This window comes from Ensifer sp. ENS09 (genome assembly GCF_014852425.1).
Classification (GTDB): domain Bacteria; phylum Pseudomonadota; class Alphaproteobacteria; order Rhizobiales; family Rhizobiaceae; genus Ensifer.
In genome coordinates this window covers 1,262,683-1,279,186 of sequence record NZ_JACVBP010000002.1, presented here as the reverse complement: position 1 = coordinate 1,279,186, position 16,504 = coordinate 1,262,683, and the positions used below count along the sequence as shown (strand labels likewise).

The 16,504-nt window shown below is 62.7% G+C and carries 18 protein-coding genes and 2 tRNA genes; 11 read left to right on the top strand and 9 right to left on the bottom strand.

Features of this window, described 5'->3' with window-relative positions; translation table 11 throughout:
• Positions 1 to 3 precede the first annotated feature (3 nt).
• Positions 4 to 519 carry a 3-hydroxyacyl-[acyl-carrier-protein] dehydratase FabA gene (gene fabA / locus IB267_RS14375; RefSeq protein ID WP_043611857.1) on the bottom strand — a complete coding sequence of 172 codons (516 nt, stop codon included), beginning with the start codon at positions 517 to 519 and terminating at the stop codon, positions 4 to 6.
• 321 nt (positions 520 to 840) lie between these two features.
• Between fabA and irrA the strand changes: the two genes are divergently transcribed.
• Complete coding sequence (gene irrA / locus IB267_RS14370) at positions 841 to 1,263, top strand: iron response transcriptional regulator IrrA (protein WP_192448171.1); 423 nt, start codon at positions 841 to 843, stop codon at positions 1,261 to 1,263.
• 45 nt (positions 1,264 to 1,308) lie between these two features.
• On the opposite strand, the gene IB267_RS14365 is transcribed toward irrA, so the two are convergent.
• The 3 genes from IB267_RS14365 to IB267_RS14355 form a co-directional block, all read right to left on the bottom strand.
• Entirely contained in the window at positions 1,309 to 1,734 is a 426-nt protein-coding gene (locus IB267_RS14365; RefSeq protein WP_192448170.1) for a plastocyanin/azurin family copper-binding protein, read from the bottom strand.
• A gap of 104 nt (positions 1,735 to 1,838) precedes the next feature.
• Positions 1,839 to 2,474: a trimeric intracellular cation channel family protein gene (locus IB267_RS14360; protein ID WP_077962782.1), complete on the bottom strand. Its 636-nt coding sequence runs from the start codon at positions 2,472 to 2,474 to the stop codon at positions 1,839 to 1,841.
• 102 nt (positions 2,475 to 2,576) lie between these two features.
• Positions 2,577 to 3,362, bottom strand: a complete 786-nt coding sequence (locus IB267_RS14355) for a YdcF family protein (protein ID WP_192448169.1) — start codon at positions 3,360 to 3,362, stop codon at positions 2,577 to 2,579.
• A 59-nt stretch (positions 3,363 to 3,421) separates the two neighbouring features.
• On the opposite strand from IB267_RS14355, the gene IB267_RS14350 reads away from it, so the two are divergent.
• Positions 3,422 to 3,862, top strand: coding sequence for a hypothetical protein (locus IB267_RS14350; protein WP_192448168.1), 441 nt, complete (start codon positions 3,422 to 3,424; stop codon positions 3,860 to 3,862).
• A 32-nt stretch (positions 3,863 to 3,894) separates the two neighbouring features.
• Here the strand turns inward: IB267_RS14350 and IB267_RS14345 are convergent.
• Positions 3,895 to 3,970 (bottom strand) — tRNA-Ala (locus IB267_RS14345).
• A gap of 200 nt (positions 3,971 to 4,170) precedes the next feature.
• Positions 4,171 to 4,563 (bottom strand): TIGR02300 family protein, encoded by a 393-nt coding sequence (locus IB267_RS14340; protein WP_043611865.1) that lies wholly within the window; start codon positions 4,561 to 4,563, stop codon positions 4,171 to 4,173.
• A gap of 298 nt (positions 4,564 to 4,861) precedes the next feature.
• On the opposite strand from IB267_RS14340, the gene aroA reads away from it, so the two are divergent.
• From aroA to rpsA, 5 genes are all read left to right on the top strand, one after another.
• Entirely contained in the window at positions 4,862 to 6,208 is a 1,347-nt protein-coding gene (gene aroA / locus IB267_RS14335) for a 3-phosphoshikimate 1-carboxyvinyltransferase (protein ID WP_192448167.1), read from the top strand.
• A gap of 23 nt (positions 6,209 to 6,231) precedes the next feature.
• Entirely contained in the window at positions 6,232 to 6,465 is a 234-nt protein-coding gene (locus tag IB267_RS33265) for a hypothetical protein (RefSeq protein WP_246810634.1), read from the top strand.
• A 2-nt stretch (positions 6,466 to 6,467) separates the two neighbouring features.
• Complete coding sequence (locus tag IB267_RS14330; protein ID WP_246810633.1) at positions 6,468 to 7,037, top strand: hypothetical protein; 570 nt, start codon at positions 6,468 to 6,470, stop codon at positions 7,035 to 7,037.
• Positions 7,034 to 7,672 carry a (d)CMP kinase gene (cmk, locus tag IB267_RS14325; RefSeq protein WP_192448166.1) on the top strand — a complete coding sequence of 213 codons (639 nt, stop codon included), beginning with the start codon at positions 7,034 to 7,036 and terminating at the stop codon, positions 7,670 to 7,672. The genes IB267_RS14330 and cmk overlap by 4 nt, the downstream gene beginning before the upstream one ends.
• 148 nt (positions 7,673 to 7,820) lie before the next feature.
• Positions 7,821 to 9,545: a 30S ribosomal protein S1 gene (gene rpsA, locus IB267_RS14320; RefSeq protein ID WP_082005877.1), complete on the top strand. Its 1,725-nt coding sequence runs from the start codon at positions 7,821 to 7,823 to the stop codon at positions 9,543 to 9,545.
• A 133-nt stretch (positions 9,546 to 9,678) separates the two neighbouring features.
• On the opposite strand, the gene IB267_RS14315 is transcribed toward rpsA, so the two are convergent.
• Positions 9,679 to 11,271 (bottom strand): hypothetical protein, encoded by a 1,593-nt coding sequence (locus tag IB267_RS14315; protein ID WP_192448165.1) that lies wholly within the window; start codon positions 11,269 to 11,271, stop codon positions 9,679 to 9,681.
• A 341-nt stretch (positions 11,272 to 11,612) separates the two neighbouring features.
• On the opposite strand from IB267_RS14315, the gene IB267_RS14310 reads away from it, so the two are divergent.
• Entirely contained in the window at positions 11,613 to 11,954 is a 342-nt protein-coding gene (locus IB267_RS14310) for a DUF6665 family protein (RefSeq protein ID WP_192448164.1), read from the top strand.
• Here the strand turns inward: IB267_RS14310 and IB267_RS14305 are convergent.
• Together IB267_RS14305 and IB267_RS14300 are read right to left on the bottom strand one after the other, a co-directional pair.
• Entirely contained in the window at positions 11,943 to 12,701 is a 759-nt protein-coding gene (locus IB267_RS14305; RefSeq protein WP_192448163.1) for a hypothetical protein, read from the bottom strand. The genes IB267_RS14310 and IB267_RS14305 overlap by 12 nt on opposite strands.
• Before the next feature lie 229 nt (positions 12,702 to 12,930).
• Entirely contained in the window at positions 12,931 to 13,455 is a 525-nt protein-coding gene (locus tag IB267_RS14300) for a BA14K family protein (RefSeq protein ID WP_192448162.1), read from the bottom strand.
• Between the two features lie 224 nt (positions 13,456 to 13,679).
• Here IB267_RS14300 and IB267_RS14295 point away from each other — a divergent pair, with 224 nt between their 5' ends.
• The 3 genes from IB267_RS14295 to IB267_RS14285 all read left to right on the top strand — a co-directional run bounded on the left by IB267_RS14295 (position 13,680) and on the right by IB267_RS14285 (position 16,504).
• Entirely contained in the window at positions 13,680 to 15,107 is a 1,428-nt protein-coding gene (locus IB267_RS14295) for a phosphomannomutase (protein WP_192448333.1), read from the top strand.
• Between the two features lie 77 nt (positions 15,108 to 15,184).
• A tRNA-Leu gene (locus IB267_RS14290) sits at positions 15,185 to 15,271 on the top strand.
• Positions 15,272 to 15,550: 279 nt separating this feature from the next.
• A complete protein-coding gene (locus tag IB267_RS14285; RefSeq protein WP_192448161.1) occupies positions 15,551 to 16,504 on the top strand; it encodes an adenylate/guanylate cyclase domain-containing protein in 954 nt (317 codons plus the stop codon).

Here is a 16,504-nt window from a genome sequence, read left to right as displayed (position 1 = left end):
ATCTTACTCGGCCTTATCCTTCGACAGGCCGACGCGGAGGTCGGTCGCCTGATAGATAGTCTCGCCATCGGCTTTCAGCCAGCCGTCGGCCGTGCCGAGCACGAGCCGTCCGCGCATGACGCGCTTGAAGTCGATGCCGTACTCGAGAAGCTTGGTGTGGGGACGCACCATGCCCTTGAACTTCACTTCGCCGGTGGAAAGCGCCATGCCGCGGCCGGGCTCGCCGAGCCAACCGAGGTAGAAGCCGGTCAGCTGCCACATGCCGTCGAGGCCGAGGCAGCCGGGCATGATCGGGTTGCCCTGGAAGTGGCAGGGAAAATACCAGTCGTCCGGCCGAACGTCGTATTCGGCGCGCAGGTAGCCCTTGTCGAAGGCTCCGCCGGTTTCGGAGATATCGGTGATGCGGTGGACCATCAGCATCGGCGGCAGCGGCAGCTGGGCATTGCCGGGGCCAAACAATTCTCCACGGCCGCAGGCCAGGATTTCCTCATAGTTGAAGCTGGATTGTCTGGTCGTCATGAATAGATGTTTCCCCGCGTAACAAATTGTGTTGTCCGACCTGCTTTAGAGCAAGTTTGGCTTGAAATGAAGCGTGGCGACCCGGATCTTGCGGTTTTCCGTCCGGTCTCCATCGCTCCAGATGACGATTTCACTCCGCCGTCGCTTACAGGATCAATGTGGGCGCGACCAGAGTTAATTGCCAGCATTCCCCGAGTTTGACCGGTTTTTCGGGCTTTGCAACGCCTGTCAGGGCTGGAATCTATTGAAAGGCGAGGACGTAAAAGTTATATCGCGGAGGAAGTATTGTGAATTTCGACGGGATACATGGAACGACCCTTGATGACGAAAGCAACAGAAGTGAGTTCGGAAGAAAGGCTTCGCCACTCAGGCCTGCGTCCGACCCGTCAACGCGTTGCCCTCGCCGATCTGATCTTTGCCAAGGGTGATCGCCACCTGACCGTCGAAGAATTGCACGAAGAGGCCGTCATGGCCGGCGTGCCGGTGTCGCTGGCGACGGTCTACAACACGCTGCACCAGTTTACCGAGGCCGGCATGATCCGCGTGCTGGCGGTGGAAAGTGCCAAGACCTATTTCGACACCAACGTGTCGGACCATCATCACTTCTTCGTCGAGGGCCAGAACGAGGTTCTCGATATTCCGGTCAGCAACATCCACATCGACAATCTGCCGGAGCCGCCCGAGGGCATGGAGATCGCCCATGTCGATGTGGTCATCCGTCTGCGCCGCAAGAACAGCCGCTAATAGGGCGGCCACCGTGACGGTGGCCGCGATGGCGATCGATCGCCGCTATTCCGTCACCGTCAGATTGGCGCGCATGCCAGCCTCGTAGTGCCCTTTGATATTGCAAAGGAGCACATAGGTGCCCGGCGAGAGCTTGGCTTTCAGCTGGCCGTCGGCTCCCGGCTTCAGCTCGGAAACCTCACCGAGGCTCTTGAGCTGCTTTTCGTCGACGCGATGCTTGGCCGCGATGAGATTGATCTTCTGGTCGGCTGATTTCAGCTTCACCAGCACCATCTCGTGCTCTTCGGTCATGGCGTCGTTGTGCACCAGGAAGACCGTCTCTCCGGCCTCTATCGTCGACTGGTCGAGTGTCAGTGTCATCGGACCACCCGCTTCACCACCTTCGACGACCTTGATCGTCGTGGCGGCAAATGCCGGCGAGGCCATGCAAAGAAGGGCGAGTGCGGCAAGCTTGTTGTTGAGGAAGCGCATGCGGTATCCCTTTCGCTGGAGCCGCCCGGGTGGCGGCCGACACCGCATCAACTACGCTACCCGTGCTGTCCGGCGCCTGTCATAGGCAGGCGGGTGCCCAAGGCTCACATCACGTCGTCCGGGTCGCGGCCAGGCAATGCCTTGCCGGTCGGCAGCGTCCAGCCGAACTTGAGCGCACCGGCGCGTACGGCAAAGGCCGAGGCCACGCCGAGCGCCGAGGCGGCCACAAGTGGTAGTCCCACCATCGTCGCCAGCACGTAGGCACTGGCACCGATCAGTGCTGCCGTCACGTAGACTTCCGGCCGCAGCAGCACCGAGGGTTCTCCGGCCAGCAGATCGCGAAGCACGCCGCCGAACGTCGCCGTCAGCATGCCGGTAACGAGCGCGACGCCCGGCGACCCCGTGGCCGCATAGCCTTTCGCCGCACCCATCACGCAATAGGCCGACAGGCCGATCGCGTCGAGCCAGACGAGGACCCGGTAGCGCGAATCGAAGAGATGGGCGGTGAAGAACAGGAGAACGGCGACGGTGGCGCAGACCAGCAGATAGGTCGGGTTCGTGACCCAGAAGACGGGCGTGGCGCCGAGCACGACGTCGCGCATCGTGCCGCCGCCGATGCCGGTGACCGAGGCCAGGAACAGATAGCCGATGATGTCGAGCTGCTTACGCGACGCCGACAGCGCCCCGGTGGCGGCAAACACGGCCACGCCGGCATAGTCGAGGATTTCGAGGATCGGCATGGGCGCTCCGTTTCAGCCCGATTGGCTCTCGCAGATCATTAGCGCACCGCCAGGATGAAGTCAGGGGGCGAACTGCCATTTGCAGCAGTGGGTCATGTCTTGCTATCGCGGCAGCACGGCCTGGGTGCGGCCGAGCAGGTAATAGGCAACAAGCCCGGTCCATTCCTTGGCGGCCGTCGTCGTCAGCTGCGCGTTCAGCGAGGGCTGGGTGAAATCGAAGCCAAGCCGCACCTTGCCGCTGGTGCGGTAGTCGGTCGGCCAGGGCAGGACATCGATGTCGTTGGCGCGGAAGAGCCCGACGGAGCGCGGCATATGATAGGCCGAGGTGACGAGCGCGCACTGTGAAAGTCCGTTTGCCGCCAGAAGATCCTTGGTGTAGCGCGCGTTCTCGAAAGTGGTGCGCGAATCTTCCTCGCGGATCACCCGATCGGCCGCAATGCCGAAGATGTCGAAGAACGCCTTCGAGGCCAGCGCATCGCCCTCGTAGGCGCCGCTGATCGAGCCGTCGCCGCCGGAGACGAGGATACGCGCTTCGGGATAACGCTTGGCGAGGCTCGCGGTCTCGATGAAGCGGTCTGCCGCCTGGTTGAGTTCCGTGCCGCCACGGCTCGCCATGACTTCGTTTTCGAAGGCGCCGCCGAGCACAATGATGCAGGAGAGCGCCGTCGGCGGTGTCGGGCGCGCAAATCGATCCTCAAGCGCTTGCAGCGCATAGGGGCCAGCGGTGGTGAACAGGCTGACGAAAAGCACCAACGCGCCCAGGCTGCCGAGAACGGCGCCGATGCGGCGCCAGCCGATGGCCGTCGCAAGCAGCCCGGCGATGACGGCAAGCAGCGAGAACGACAGCGGCTGCACAATGAGCCAGAAGATTTTCGAGATCAGAAACATGGCACCAGCTTCTGCGTTCAGCTGCTTAACAAATTATGAATGCATGGCGGCGCGGGCAGATGGTGCGCGCGAAACGGCTGTTCGTGTTCGCGCAAGCTAGCGCATGCATCCTGTTCATCCGAACGTTGCGTGGGCGGCTCCGGCCACCACTTTCATTTGAAGCCGAAAGGAGTATCATCCGCGAGATGACCACGATAGCCGGCTTCCGATCGCAGCTGTTTCGTGCCGCCAACGAGGTCCATGACCTCACCCCGGTGCAGGCACAGCGTTTGCTTGAAGGCGCAGTGGCGCTGATCCGCTGCATGCGCGAGCAGACGGGGATGGAACCGAACACCGAAGCGCCTGACGTGACCAACATCCTGCTGGACATTGCCGGTTCCATACCCAAACGGTCCGAGCGCGAAATCCGCAATGCTCTGCTCGAATCCGCCGACATCATCCGGTTGCTGACGATGATCCTGGATTCGCTGGACGAAATGGCCGCGAACGAAGGTCCCTGAGGACTGGGTACTGATCAATCGAAGGAAGATTTTGGTGGAGCTAAGCGGGATCGAACCGCTGACCTCTTGCATGCCATGCAAGCGCTCTCCCAGCTGAGCTATAGCCCCATATCGGGTTCCGGCTAGGCCGGTCCGGGAAGTTCGTCGAACTGTTGTGCTCGGCGAGTGGCGGCTTATTACTTCCCCTTTTTGAGGATGGCAAGCCGAAAAATGCGTGGCCTGTGGATTTATTTTTTGTCCGGGCCATTTTTCTCCCGTCCGGGCCACTTTGGCCGAGGACGGGAGCATTTCTTTGTCATTTGAAGCGCTTAGACGTCTTCTTCGTCGTCCGACACGCCGATGAGGTCGCTCATGTCGTCGTCGTCGTCTTCGTCGTCGGTCTGCAGGAAGGTGTCGTCATCGTCGTCGCCGTCGATTTCGACGTCGTCGTCGCCGAGATCCGGCAGGTCGTCGCCGCCGGCTGCCTCATCATCGGCATCCTCGAGCGAAACGAGTTCGACTTCGGTGTTCTCTGCATCGACTTCCGTTACGTCTTCTTCTTCTTCCTTCTCGAGCACCTTGGCGACCGAGGTTTCTTCGAAGAAGGACAGCGGATAGGACTTGCCGGTGTAGGGCGAAACGATCGGATCACTGTTCAGATCGTAGAATTTGCGCCCCGTTTCCGGGTCGATGCGCTTTGTTCCAAGTTCCGGTTTTGCCACAGTCAAAGCCTCTTGAATGGCCGGCCGAGCCGGCGCTTGCCGGAAAGCCGGCGGGTGGAAAGGGTATCAAGCTTATGATGATTAGCCGGTCCCCATAATCGTCTTGACCGCATCTGTCAAAGACAAATCGCCAAAGCCCCGGCGTTGCCGGCTTTCCGGCCCTTGCCGCCCCCTGTGGCGATCTCCGTGCGGCCGCGATTTGTGGAACACGCAGCAGGGGTTGTGATAGGAGTGCTGCGGAACGGGCGCGGTTGCGCCTTTCGCCAAGAGCGCCCTTTTTCGGGCCAGAGGATGCCGCATGTCTCATGGATCGGGCCCGAGACCCGCCACCGCCCGAAAGTCCGCCGATCTGCGCGGTTCGATCCGCATTCCCGGCGACAAGTCGATCTCGCACCGGGCGCTGATGCTGGGTGGGCTTGCTGGCGGCGAAACGCGCATTACGGGCCTTTTAGAAGGCGCGGACGTGCTGGCCACCGGCCGCGCGATGCAGGCCATGGGGGCCCGCATCCGCAAGGAGGGTAACACCTTTGTCGTCGATGGCGTCGGCAACGGCGCGCTGCTTGCACCAGAGGTGCCGCTCGATTTCGGCAATGCCGGCACGGGCTGCCGTCTGGTGATGGGGCTGGCGGGCGTCTATGACTTCGAAACGACATTCGTTGGCGACACCTCGCTCAGCCGCCGGCCGATGGCGCGGGTTCTCGACCCCTTGCGCGAAATGGGCGTGCAGGTGAGGGCGGCCGCAGGCGATCGCCTGCCGGTGACCCTTCGCGGACCGAAGACGCCGACGCCGATCGCCTACCGGGTGCCGGTCGCCTCTGCCCAGGCGAAGTCGGCGGTGCTGCTCGCCGGTCTCAACGCGCCTGGCATCACCACCGTCATCGAACCGGTCATGACGCGCGATCACACGGAACGGATGCTGCAGGCTTTTGGCGCTGCACTCTCTGTCGAGACCGAGATCAGCGGCGTCCGCACGATCCGCCTTGAAGGTCGAGGTAAGCTTACCGGCCAGGAGATCGACGTGCCCGGCGATCCTTCGTCGGCGGCTTTCCCACTGGTCGCGGCCCTGATCGTTCCGGGCTCCGACATCACGATCACCAACGTGCTGATGAACCCGACGCGCACGGGCCTGATCCTGACGCTTCAGGAGATGGGCGGGGATATCGAGGTGATCGACAGCAGCCAGGTTGGCGGGGAAGACGTGGCGGATCTGCGCGTACGGCATTCCGAACTGAGCGGCGTCACGGTTCCTGAAGAGCGCGCCGCCTCGATGATCGACGAGTACCCGGCTCTCGCCATCGCCGCCGCATTTGCCGAGGGTAAGACAGTCATGGCCGGCCTCGACGAACTGCGGGTAAAGGAGTCCGATCGTCTCGCCGCCATCGCCGCAAGCCTGGCGCTCAATGGCGTCGAATGCGAGGAGGAGGCTTCTTCGCTGATGGTGCGCGGCCGTCGAGACGGCAAAGGGCTCGGAAACGCAGCCGGTGCATCGGTCAAGACCCATCTCGATCACCGCATCGCCATGAGCTTTCTGGTTCTTGGACTTGCAGCCGAACATCCGGTCACCGTCGATGACGTGTCGATGATCGCGACAAGCTTTCCTGGCTTCTTGGACCTGATGTCCGGCCTCGGCGCGAGGATCGCGTGAGTTCGACGACGCTGGCAGTGACAATGAGATGGCTGCTGACCCTTGCGGTCGTGGTGCTTCTGACCCTGCTGACGCAGATCGGCGGCGCCGTCTGGCTCGTCACGCGTGCGCTCTTGCGCCGAAGGAGGGCCGGCGTTGCCATGTTCCTCGCGCTCTTTCTCGGCCTCTATGCGGCGGGGCCGCGCTCAGCTATGCCGTTGCGCCGATCTTCGGCCGCTTGCCTCTGCCCTGTTTCGACGACGGCACGTCGCGGCTGAAGATGCAGTCACCGCTCTTCTGCGTCCTGAACCGCCAATATGTCGTTCCGGAACTGAAGGAAGCGGCGACCGCCCTGTCGCGCCATATGGATCAGGCGTTCCCCGAAACGACCACCTTGGCGCTCGACGCCAACTTTCCGTTCTTCGACGGTTTTCCGCTTTTCCCGCATCTCTCCCATTCGGATGGTCGGAAGCTCGATGTCGCATTCTTCTATCAGGATGCCGAGGGCAGCTATAAGGATAGGGCGACCCGCTCGCCGATCGGCTATTTCGCCTTCGAGCAACCGAGAGCGGAGAGCATTCTCCCATGCCGGGATCGCGAAGACCTCTTGACGTTGCGCTGGGACTTGGACTTCTTGCAGTCGCTGTGGCAGCCCCTGCCGCTGGAGGAGGGCCGAACCGCAGAGGCGCTCCGCTGGCTCTCGGGCGAGGGGAGCGGTTTCGGCATCGAGAAGATTTTCGTGGAGCCGCATCTGGCGCAGCGACTTGGCGTCGAAGCGGAGTCCATTCGGTTTCAGGGTTGCCGGGCCGCCAGGCACGACGACCATATACATATGCAGGTTGGAAAATGACGTTCACCATCGCCATCGACGGACCGGCCGCAGCCGGCAAGGGCACGCTCTCGCGCCGCATCGCCGAGGAATACGGCTTCCATCATCTCGATACCGGGCTGACCTATCGCGCCACCGCCAAGGCCCTGCTCGATGCCGGCCTATCGCTCGACGACGAGGCGGTCGCCGAGAAGGTGGCGCGCGAGGTCGAACTGGCAGGCCTCGATCGCTCGGTCCTTTCCGCCCACGCGATCGGCGAGGCGGCCTCGAAGATCGCAGTCATGCCGGCCGTGCGCAGGGCGCTGGTCGAGGCGCAGCAGGCTTTTTCGCTGCGCGAGCCCGGCACGGTGCTCGACGGCCGCGATATCGGCACGGTCGTCTGCCCGGATGCGCCGGTAAAACTCTATGTCACCGCCTCGCCGGAAGTGCGGGCCAAGCGCCGCTACGACGAGATCATCGGCAATGGCCAGCCGGCCGACTACCAGGCGATTTTCGAGGATGTGAAGAAGCGCGACGAGCGCGACATGGGGCGTGCCGACAGTCCTTTGCGTCCGGCCGAGGATGCGCACTTGCTTGATACGTCCGAAATGAGTATAGAGGCGGCGTTTCAGGCCGCGAAGACTTTGATCGAGGCGGCCCTGATCAAGAAGATCTGAAGAAGAGCCCATCCCAGACACTGTCAGGATCGCCCTTCTTGCATAAGCCTGAAATTCCGTCCACGCGCCGGATTGCTCCTTCAAATGGAGCGGACTGGGTTCAGGCCTGTTCAACACCAGCCCCCGGCGCATGTGCGTCTCGAATGAGATGCATGCAGGAGATTCCATGTCTGCTACCAACCCTACCCGTGACGATTTCGCAGCGCTTCTCGAAGAATCCTTCGCGAAGACCGATCTCGCCGAAGGCTATGTTGCCAAGGGCATCGTTACGGCCATCGAAAAGGACGTCGCCGTTGTCGACGTCGGTCTGAAGGTCGAAGGCCGCATCGCTCTGAAGGAATTCGGCGCGAAGGCCAAGGACGGCTCGCTCAAGGTCGGCGACGAAGTCGAAGTCTACGTTGAGCGCATCGAAAACGCGCTCGGCGAAGCTGTTCTGTCGCGCGAAAAGGCTCGCCGCGAAGAAAGCTGGATGCGCCTGGAAGTGAAGTTCGAAGCCGGCGAACGCGTCGAAGGCATCATCTTCAACCAGGTCAAGGGTGGCTTCACCGTCGATCTCGACGGCGCCGTTGCCTTCCTTCCGCGCTCGCAGGTGGACATCCGTCCGATCCGCGACGTGACCCCGCTGATGCACAACCCGCAGCCCTTCGAAATCCTCAAGATGGACAAGCGCCGCGGCAACATCGTCGTATCGCGTCGTACGGTTCTCGAAGAGTCCCGCGCCGAACAGCGTTCTGAAATCGTTCAGAACCTTGAAGAAGGCCAGGTTGTCGAAGGCGTGGTCAAGAACATCACCGATTACGGTGCGTTCGTCGACCTCGGCGGCATCGACGGTCTGCTCCATGTCACCGACATGGCATGGCGTCGCGTGAACCATCCGTCGGAGATCCTGAACATCGGCCAGCAGGTCAAGGTTCAGATCATCCGCATCAACCAGGAAACCCACCGCATCTCGCTCGGCATGAAGCAGCTCGAGTCGGATCCGTGGGATGGCATCGGTGCGAAGTACCCGGTCGGCAAGAAGATCTCCGGTACCGTCACGAACATCACCGACTACGGTGCGTTCGTCGAGCTGGAGCCGGGCATCGAAGGCCTGATCCACATCTCCGAAATGTCCTGGACCAAGAAGAACGTACACCCCGGCAAGATCCTGTCCACGAGCCAGGAAGTCGACGTTGTCGTTCTCGAAGTCGATCCGACCAAGCGTCGTATCTCGCTCGGCCTCAAGCAGACGCTCGAGAACCCGTGGCAGGCATTCGCGCACAGCCATCCGGCTGGCACCGAAGTTGAAGGCGAAGTCAAGAACAAGACCGAATTCGGCCTGTTCATCGGCCTCGACGGCGACGTTGACGGCATGGTTCACCTTTCCGACCTCGACTGGAACCGTCCGGGCGAGCAGGTCATCGAAGAGTTCAACAAGGGCGACGTCGTTCGCGCTGTTGTTCTCGACGTCGACGTCGAGAAGGAACGCATCTCGCTCGGTATCAAGCAGCTCGGCAAGGATGCAGTCGGCGACGCCGCTGCTTCGGGCGAACTGCGCAAGAACGCCGTTGTTTCGGCCGAAATCATCGCGATCAACGATGGTGGCATCGAAGTGAAGCTCGTCAACCACGAAGACATCACCTCGTTCATCCGCCGCGCTGACCTGTCGCGTGATCGTGACGAACAGCGTCCGGAGCGTTTCTCGGTTGGTCAGGTTGTCGACGCTCGCGTCACCAACTTCTCCAAGAAGGACCGCAAGATCCAGCTGTCGATCAAGGCTCTGGAAATCGCTGAAGAGAAGGAAGCCGTTGCTCAGTTCGGTTCGTCCGACTCGGGCGCTTCGCTCGGCGACATCCTCGGCGCGGCTCTGAAGAACCGCCAGAACAACGAGTAATCGTTGCCTGACATCTGAACTGAAAAACCCGCGGAGAGCGATCTCCGCGGGTTTTTCTTTGTAAGTCCGAAGTGTGAAATCGGCGCGCAGCTTCGGGCGCGGCCTGGTCCGAACCCAAGTCTGAGCCGGTGTCCTAACCGAGACCGCCGAGCCTGCGGTAAAGATCATAGGCGTCGGGCGTTTCCGGTGCCTCGTCCTCCGGCATGGCTTCGCCGGTCGGCTCTCCGTCTTCCGCATTTCCGTCGCTGCCCTCTTGTGCCGTTTCTTCCTCGCCCGTTGCCTCTTCGCCGGAGCCTCCAGGCATGCCGCGCGAATGGTCTTCGCCTTCCACCTCGCCCGCGTCCGTCGGATAGGGGATCATGGCGAAGGGGATGGCCTCACGCGGCAGGCCGTTTTCCACCAGCCTGGCGATCATCTGCTGCACCGTCTGTTCGTCCGTGGCGCGTTGCGGGCGAACGTCCGCGGGTGCGCGCGGCTGGACCGTCTCCTCGGAGCGATCATCCAGGAGCGACGGCAAGCTCGTGTCGGCGTCCGTTGCGGCGCGCTGGCGGGCGGCGGCATCGGCGATGCGCGTGCCGGCGTCCTTGGCGGGCGTCTGGGATTGGGTGGCCGGTTCCTCAATCGGTTGCTGCGCCGCCGATCCGGGATCGCCATCGGCCGCGCCAGTAGGCAAGGCCACGCTGTCGCGGATGAGCGTCTTGATCGCCTCGGAAAGCACGCGTGCCGGGCGCACCTCCGGATCGTTGCGGCCGGCTGTAGTGGTTCTGTGGCCGTCTTCCTCGTCGGCATCGGGCAGCGGTCCGTAGGTGCCGTCGGGATCCTCGCCTTCGATCGTTTCTGCCGCCTCCGTCCCATCGGCGCCGTGCGCGTCGAGCGGCGCTGCTGCACTGTCTTCGGCCGGGGCTTCTATCTCTCCATGCCCGGTCTTCCCGGATTGCAGGGCTTCCTCGGCCTCAGCCATGGGGCCGGCCAGCGATGCGGCTTCCGCAATCTCGCCTTCGCCGGCAAGCAGGGAGGCAGCGCTGCCGATCGGCGTATCGCCTGACGAAGCGCTCTTCGCGCCGTTTGCGCGCGCGTCGCCTCGCTCCGCGGGCTTTTCGCTCCGGCCCTTCGACGACGCTTCGGTTCCGAACGTTTCCAGTTCCTCGCCCCGCGGCTCGGTCACATCGTTGCCGACGCCAAAGGTCTTGCGCAGCACGGCCTGTAGAAGGGCGACTTCACCGCCGAGCGGCGTGCGTGCGGCAGCCTGGCTCAACGGCAGCGCCGGCTGGAGCGAGGGGTTGCGCAGGATGACGTCACGCGCCTGCGCCGGCATGGGTGTCGCAGTGCCGCCCGGCGTGTTCGTGCCGTTGCGGATGGCCGGCAGCTCCGCCAGCAGGCCGACGCGGATTGAAAGATTGCGCCCACCGAGCTGCCGCTCCAAAAGCACCCGGTCGGACGTCGGCATGGATTCGAGGAAGGCGACCAGCCGCCGGACGAAATCGCGCCCACCTTCCTGCGGCAGTGGCGGGAATTTTAGGATGCGCGCCAGATCCTCCATCAGTCGCACCAGCGCGTCCTTCGAAAGGACCTCGCGACCGGACAGATGCCGTGTCAACGCATCGAGGATTTTCTGTATGGCTTCGCCACGCTGGCTGGCGGTCAACGGTGCTGCAGGCTGCAGCGTCCTTGCGGTCGTCTCTTCTGTGCTGGCCGCGGTTCGGGCCGCCTGGATGGGTATCAGCATTCTGGTCTCCATCTCGCTTGACCTCAGTTTGACCAATCGTCGTCGAGCGACGAAACGCGCTTGGGCGCGGTCCGACTTTTCAGCTTGCGCGCGACTTTCTGTTCATCACTTGCGGGTTGGCGCCTCATGCGCGTCGTGGCGAATGGCCAGACAGCCGCGGCTCGGCCGCGGATAGGAGAATCGGCATGATGGTTTGAGATTAGGAGAAAGAGGTTTATGAATTCTTAACCATGTTTCGACGCCCCCGCCTGTCGCGGTCCGGCTTGCGGACGGGTTGGCAAAGCCTATCTTTAAAGGAGCCTTTTTGCAGGCTCGTACGTTGTCTGTGCCAGGAGTTTCGGATGACAGTCCGTCCCCCAAAAGCCCTAAGCCCGAGCTTCTCGACGGCTAGCGCCTTCAACGTGCTCGAATACGAATTGATGTCCGAGCGCGCCGACGCACTTGGCCGGCATGGCCTCAAGGTCGAAAAGGCGCTCGCCGCGCTTGCGGCGTTAAAGGGCGATGCATCGAGGGACCTGCGCGAGCGGGTCCTCGACGAGGCGGCCGATGCCGTCTGGGCTTTCCTCATTCAGCGGGAGATTTGCGGCCTGCGGGACAGCCGCGATGTGGTTCGTCGCTACGGCATACCCAAGGAGGTCATGGCGCGGCTCGGCATCGTGCGCCGGAAGCGGTCAGAGGCTTAGCGCAGCGAGCCTGTAGAGGCCGTTGTCGTCGAAGCGAAGCAAGGATGGTGCGCCCGCCGCGCGCTGGTCTGCGACATCTTCCATCTCGTCCTTGAGCTGGAGCGCCCGCAACTTTTGTTCCTCTTCGTCCAGCGATAGCTTGTCGGTTCTGCGGGTCGGGTCGCTGCGCAGGCTGTCGAGCTGCGCTTCCTTGATCGACTGAGGCTCTGTCGCGCGCGCCAGGCGGTCGACGGCATTTGCGGCTTGAGCGGTGCTTTGCGGCCCCTTGTCGGCCGTTTCGCCAAGCGCGGCCTTCAGCAGGTCGTTTTCGCGGCCGGTTGGATTTTTGAGCGCCTGGATCAACTCGCTCAGAGAAATGCTGAGCTTGTGAAGCCCAAGCGCCTTCTCGACGCCGGCAATGGCGCCGGGGCTCATTTCCTTCAGCTGGTTCTCGATTTCCCTTGCAAAGGCCGCATCGGACTTGAACGTTTCGCGCTCGACGCCGAAGATCTTTCCGACCTCTCGGATGAGCACGGCGCGGTTGTTGCTGGCGTCGTTGCGGGCATGATCGAAGAAGTAGCCGTTGATCTTCTCGTTGGCCGCCTTTTGAGCGCCATCAGGCTTGACCTGCTCCCTCAGGAGCCTGTCGTCCTTTGTGCCCTTGGCCTTTTCCTCTTCCTCCGTCTGTCGCTTCTCGATGTCCCTGAGGATCGAGCCGACCAGATTGGTCGTCGCGGTGGCGGCAGATTGCTGGGTCGGAAGCAGCATGTTTCATCCTGGCAGCACGATGGATCGTTTCGAAACGGTAGGCCTTCGCGGTTAATGCCGGTTTAACTGGCGCTGCCGAGATGTTGGGACACGCAATAGCCGGCGATGGCGCGCAAAGCTTCCTCCTCCCGCTGACGCGGGGGCCAAAGGGGCGCAGGCGGCACGGCCAGGCCGGGCCTCGGTCAGGGCGCTAGAGCTTTTCTTGCGCGTTCACGTGGACGCATCGGCCCTAGCGGTAAGGCGAATAGCAGACCTTGTAGGCGCCACCGTAGCTTAAGAACCGGTTGGTTGCCGGATTGTAGGAACGGTAGCGCGACAGGCACCAGCTGACGTGGGCGTTGCCGCCACCGACATAGCGATCGCGATAGTAGTAGTTGCCGCCGTAGTAACGGCGGGGATAGTCGCGATAGTAGCCGTAACGGGGATAGTAGCCGTAGCGGGGGTAGTAACCGCCGCCATAGTAACCGCCACCGTAGTAGCCGCCCGAGCCGAAATACAAGGTCAGGCCGGAGCCGCCATAATAAGGGCTACCCCATCCGCGTCTGTAGTAGGGGCCTCCCCAACCGCCGCGCCAGCCGTATCCGCCATATCCGCCGTAACGGCGGTGATAATACTGCACATTCTGGACGTCGCCTTGTGCCTTGATCTGAAGGTCGGGCGCCTGAAGCGGCATCGCCTGCACAGGTCCGACGGGGGTGATCAGGGAGGTGGCGGCCAAGCTGCAGCCGATAACGAAATTGCGAAATCCCGTCATTTTGTCCTCGCTTTCGGAAAGCACTGCCTTCCGGTTGTGTCCCTGTCTGTATTACGTTTTCTTTTCTTGGTTTATTCATGGCAACGGGCAAGGAGCGCGTAGCGGAGAGCCACCGGATTTCCGTCCGTGCATCGTCTTGTCCAGAATGCGCCGGTCCGTGCCGCGCGTCACTGTAATATTTGCCCTGTCTTCTCGGGATCTGGGCAGCGGAGAATGCGATGCAGTTGAAGTTTGGTACCAGCGGCCTGCGTGGCCTCTCAGAGGAACTGAAGGGTGAGCCTTCGGCTCGCTACGCGACCGCGTTTGCGCGCTATCTTCTGACGTCCGGGCGCAGCCAGCCGGGTGATCCCATCGTGATCGCCCGCGATTTTCGCGATTCGAGCCCGGAGATCGCCGCGGTCTGCGCCTCGGCGCTTGCGCGCGAAGGGCTGCGCGTCTTCGATTGCGGCACGGTGCCGACGCCGGCGCTTGCGCTTTATGGCCGCGAATGCGGAGCCGCTGGCCTGATGATCACCGGCTCCCATATCCCGGCCGATCGCAACGGCATCAAGTTTTATCGGCCGGACGGCGAGATCGACAAGGAAGATGAAGTCGCCATCAGCCGGATTGCCGATGAAATCGCCGGGCAGGTCGCACCCGTCGCGGATCAGGGGATCGGTGAGGATCATGAGTCCCGCGCAGCCACGCGTTTCATGGAGCGGAACCGGCAGTTGTTGCCCGCCGGAGCGCTTGTCGGCCTCAAGGTCGGCGTCTACCAGCACAGCACCGTCGCCCGGGACCTTCTCGCCGAGCTGATCGCCTTCTTTGGCGCCGAGGTCGTCGCCCTTGGACGCTCGGAACACTTTATCCCGGTCGACACCGAAGCAGTGTCCGCTGAAACGATCGAACGGCTTCAGGAGTGGGCCCGCGAACACCGGCTCGACGCGATCGTATCGGCCGACGGTGACGGCGACCGACCGCTGGTCGCGGACGAGAACGGCGCGCCGTTGCGCGGCGATCTCCTCGGGTTGATTGCCTGCGGCTTCCTCGGTGCGACGCGGGCCGTTACGCCGGTCACGTCGAATTCCGGCCTGGAGCGCAGGGAAGGGCTCTCTGTGCTGCGCACCCGTGTCGGGTCGCCCTTCGTGATCGCCGGGATGCAGCAGGCCTTGGACGAAGGTTCGACCAAAGTCGCCGGCTTCGAGGCCAATGGCGGCACGCTGACGGCCAGCCCGTTCGTCGTCAACGGCGCAACCCTCCAGCCGCTGCCCACCCGCGACTGTGTCCTGCCGATCGTCGCTGCACTGGCCGCGGCGGCAGAGGCCAATCTCTCGCTGTCGGCGATGGCCGCATCCTATCGCCTTCCCGTGGCGCTCAGCGACCGGCTCGAGAACTTTCCGGTCGAAACCAGCGCGCGGCTGATGGCCTATTTGCGCGGCGGTGACGAAAACCTCGCCGCATTTCTGGCGCCGATCGGCAAGCCGGCGGGTGTCAGCGACATTGACGGGCTGCGGGTGACACTCGACGACGGTCGCATCATTCACTTCCGCCCCTCCGGAAATGCGCCAGAGATGCGCTGCTATGTCGAGGCGGATACGGTCGAGGCGGCCGAGCGGCTGCTTTCGAGCGGTCTATCCACAATCCGGCATTGGGCAAAAACCACCTCGAACTGAGTTTTTTGTCCTTCGACACGAAAACTTCAAAAAGCCTGTTGACACTTCGACTCGAGCCTTTTACACACCCGCTCGTCGCCCAGATGGCGGAATTGGTAGACGCGCCAGCTTCAGGTGCTGGTACTCGAAAGGGTGTGGAGGTTCGAGTCCTCTTCTGGGCACCAAATTCCCAAGCCAAATCTTTGATTTGGTTTTGAAAAACCCCGGTTCGCCGGGGTTTTTTCGTTTCTAGCCTCTGGCCGGATTCCGCGGCGATCTCCTGCCTTCCAATCCTCATTTTCGACCATAATGGTTGCATGCTCGGGATATTTTCGCGCGGTGCGCCTTGAAGCTTGGGTCGGCAGCATTGATATTCTATCGGCAATGAAAGGGCAGGCTTTCCGAGCGAGGGCGGCGCCCATGTTATCGTCCGCCGGGGCGGCGGCTTTGAGGAGGACGAAGCGATGTCTGAGACACGTCGCAAGCTGACGACCATATTCTCCGCGGACGTCCAGGACTACACGCGGTTGATGCGCGCCGACGAGGAAGGCACGCTCGCCACGTTGAAGCGCCACCGCGATGCCATGGGACGGCTGATCGAGGCGCATGAGGGCCGTGTCGTCAACACCTGGGGCGATGGGCTGATCGCCGAGTTTCCGAGCGTCGTGGAAGCGCTGCGCACCGCTATCGACGTGCAGAACGAACTTGCCGGCTGCAACGAGAAATGTGCGGCGGACGAGCAGATGCTGTTTCGCATCGGTATCAATCTCGGCGACGTGATCGCCGAGGGCGACGATCTCTATGGTGACGGTGTCAACGTGGCAGCCAGGCTGCAGGCGTCCGCCCCGGCTGGCGGCATCGTCATCTCCAACACCGTGTACGACCAGGTGCGCAACAAGGTCGCCGTCGGTTTCGATTTTCTGGGACCCCTTGAGGTCAAGAACATCGATGGCGGTGTGCCGAGCTATGCCGTGCGCATCGGCACGGACGATCCCCGTCCGGCCTTTGCCGCCGAAACCTTCGGCCGTCGCGTTGAAGCCGCCGCTCCGGAAGCGGCCCAACCGCGCCCTGAGCCGGAACCCGTGGGCGTGATTGCGGCGATCAGGAGCGGATCGCTCCCGGTTCTCTGCATCGTCGCTGCAGGATTGGTCGCTCTCAACCTTTTGACCTGGAACGGAACCTTCTGGTCCGTCTGGCCGATGCTTGGCCTTGCCATCCTGGCCGGCCTTGCCTGGATCAAGGCCAACCCGTGGGTGGATCGCAGCATCGGCATGCTGGTGCTCTCGGGATTGGTGCTTCTCACCATTAATCTCTTGACCTGGCGCGGCGTCTTCTGGGCCGTCTGGCCGCTACTCGCCTTCGCCGTGGTCGGCGGCATCCGCTGGGTCACGCGGCAAGGCCGCAGCCTCGGCTCCTGA

What these genes read in the sequence shown, in the direction of transcription:
- fabA (WP_043611857.1), bottom strand. Translation starts at nt 519, where the DNA reads ATGACGACCAGACAATCCAGCTTCAACTATGAGGAAATCCTGGCCTGC.
- irrA (WP_192448171.1), top strand. Translation starts at nt 841, where the DNA reads ATGACGAAAGCAACAGAAGTGAGTTCGGAAGAAAGGCTTCGCCACTCA.
- IB267_RS14365 (WP_192448170.1), bottom strand. Translation starts at nt 1,734, where the DNA reads ATGCGCTTCCTCAACAACAAGCTTGCCGCACTCGCCCTTCTTTGCATG.
- IB267_RS14360 (WP_077962782.1), bottom strand. Translation starts at nt 2,474, where the DNA reads ATGCCGATCCTCGAAATCCTCGACTATGCCGGCGTGGCCGTGTTTGCC.
- IB267_RS14355 (WP_192448169.1), bottom strand. Translation starts at nt 3,362, where the DNA reads ATGTTTCTGATCTCGAAAATCTTCTGGCTCATTGTGCAGCCGCTGTCG.
- IB267_RS14350 (WP_192448168.1), top strand. Translation starts at nt 3,422, where the DNA reads ATGGTGCGCGCGAAACGGCTGTTCGTGTTCGCGCAAGCTAGCGCATGC.
- aroA (WP_192448167.1), top strand. Translation starts at nt 4,862, where the DNA reads ATGTCTCATGGATCGGGCCCGAGACCCGCCACCGCCCGAAAGTCCGCC.
- IB267_RS33265 (WP_246810634.1), top strand. Translation starts at nt 6,232, where the DNA reads ATGAGATGGCTGCTGACCCTTGCGGTCGTGGTGCTTCTGACCCTGCTG.
- IB267_RS14330 (WP_246810633.1), top strand. Translation starts at nt 6,468, where the DNA reads ATGCAGTCACCGCTCTTCTGCGTCCTGAACCGCCAATATGTCGTTCCG.
- cmk (WP_192448166.1), top strand. Translation starts at nt 7,034, where the DNA reads ATGACGTTCACCATCGCCATCGACGGACCGGCCGCAGCCGGCAAGGGC.
- rpsA (WP_082005877.1), top strand. Translation starts at nt 7,821, where the DNA reads ATGCATGCAGGAGATTCCATGTCTGCTACCAACCCTACCCGTGACGAT.
- IB267_RS14315 (WP_192448165.1), bottom strand. Translation starts at nt 11,271, where the DNA reads ATGCTGATACCCATCCAGGCGGCCCGAACCGCGGCCAGCACAGAAGAG.
- IB267_RS14310 (WP_192448164.1), top strand. Translation starts at nt 11,613, where the DNA reads ATGACAGTCCGTCCCCCAAAAGCCCTAAGCCCGAGCTTCTCGACGGCT.
- IB267_RS14305 (WP_192448163.1), bottom strand. Translation starts at nt 12,701, where the DNA reads ATGCTGCTTCCGACCCAGCAATCTGCCGCCACCGCGACGACCAATCTG.
- IB267_RS14300 (WP_192448162.1), bottom strand. Translation starts at nt 13,455, where the DNA reads ATGACGGGATTTCGCAATTTCGTTATCGGCTGCAGCTTGGCCGCCACC.
- IB267_RS14285 (WP_192448161.1), top strand. Translation starts at nt 15,551, where the DNA reads ATGTCTGAGACACGTCGCAAGCTGACGACCATATTCTCCGCGGACGTC.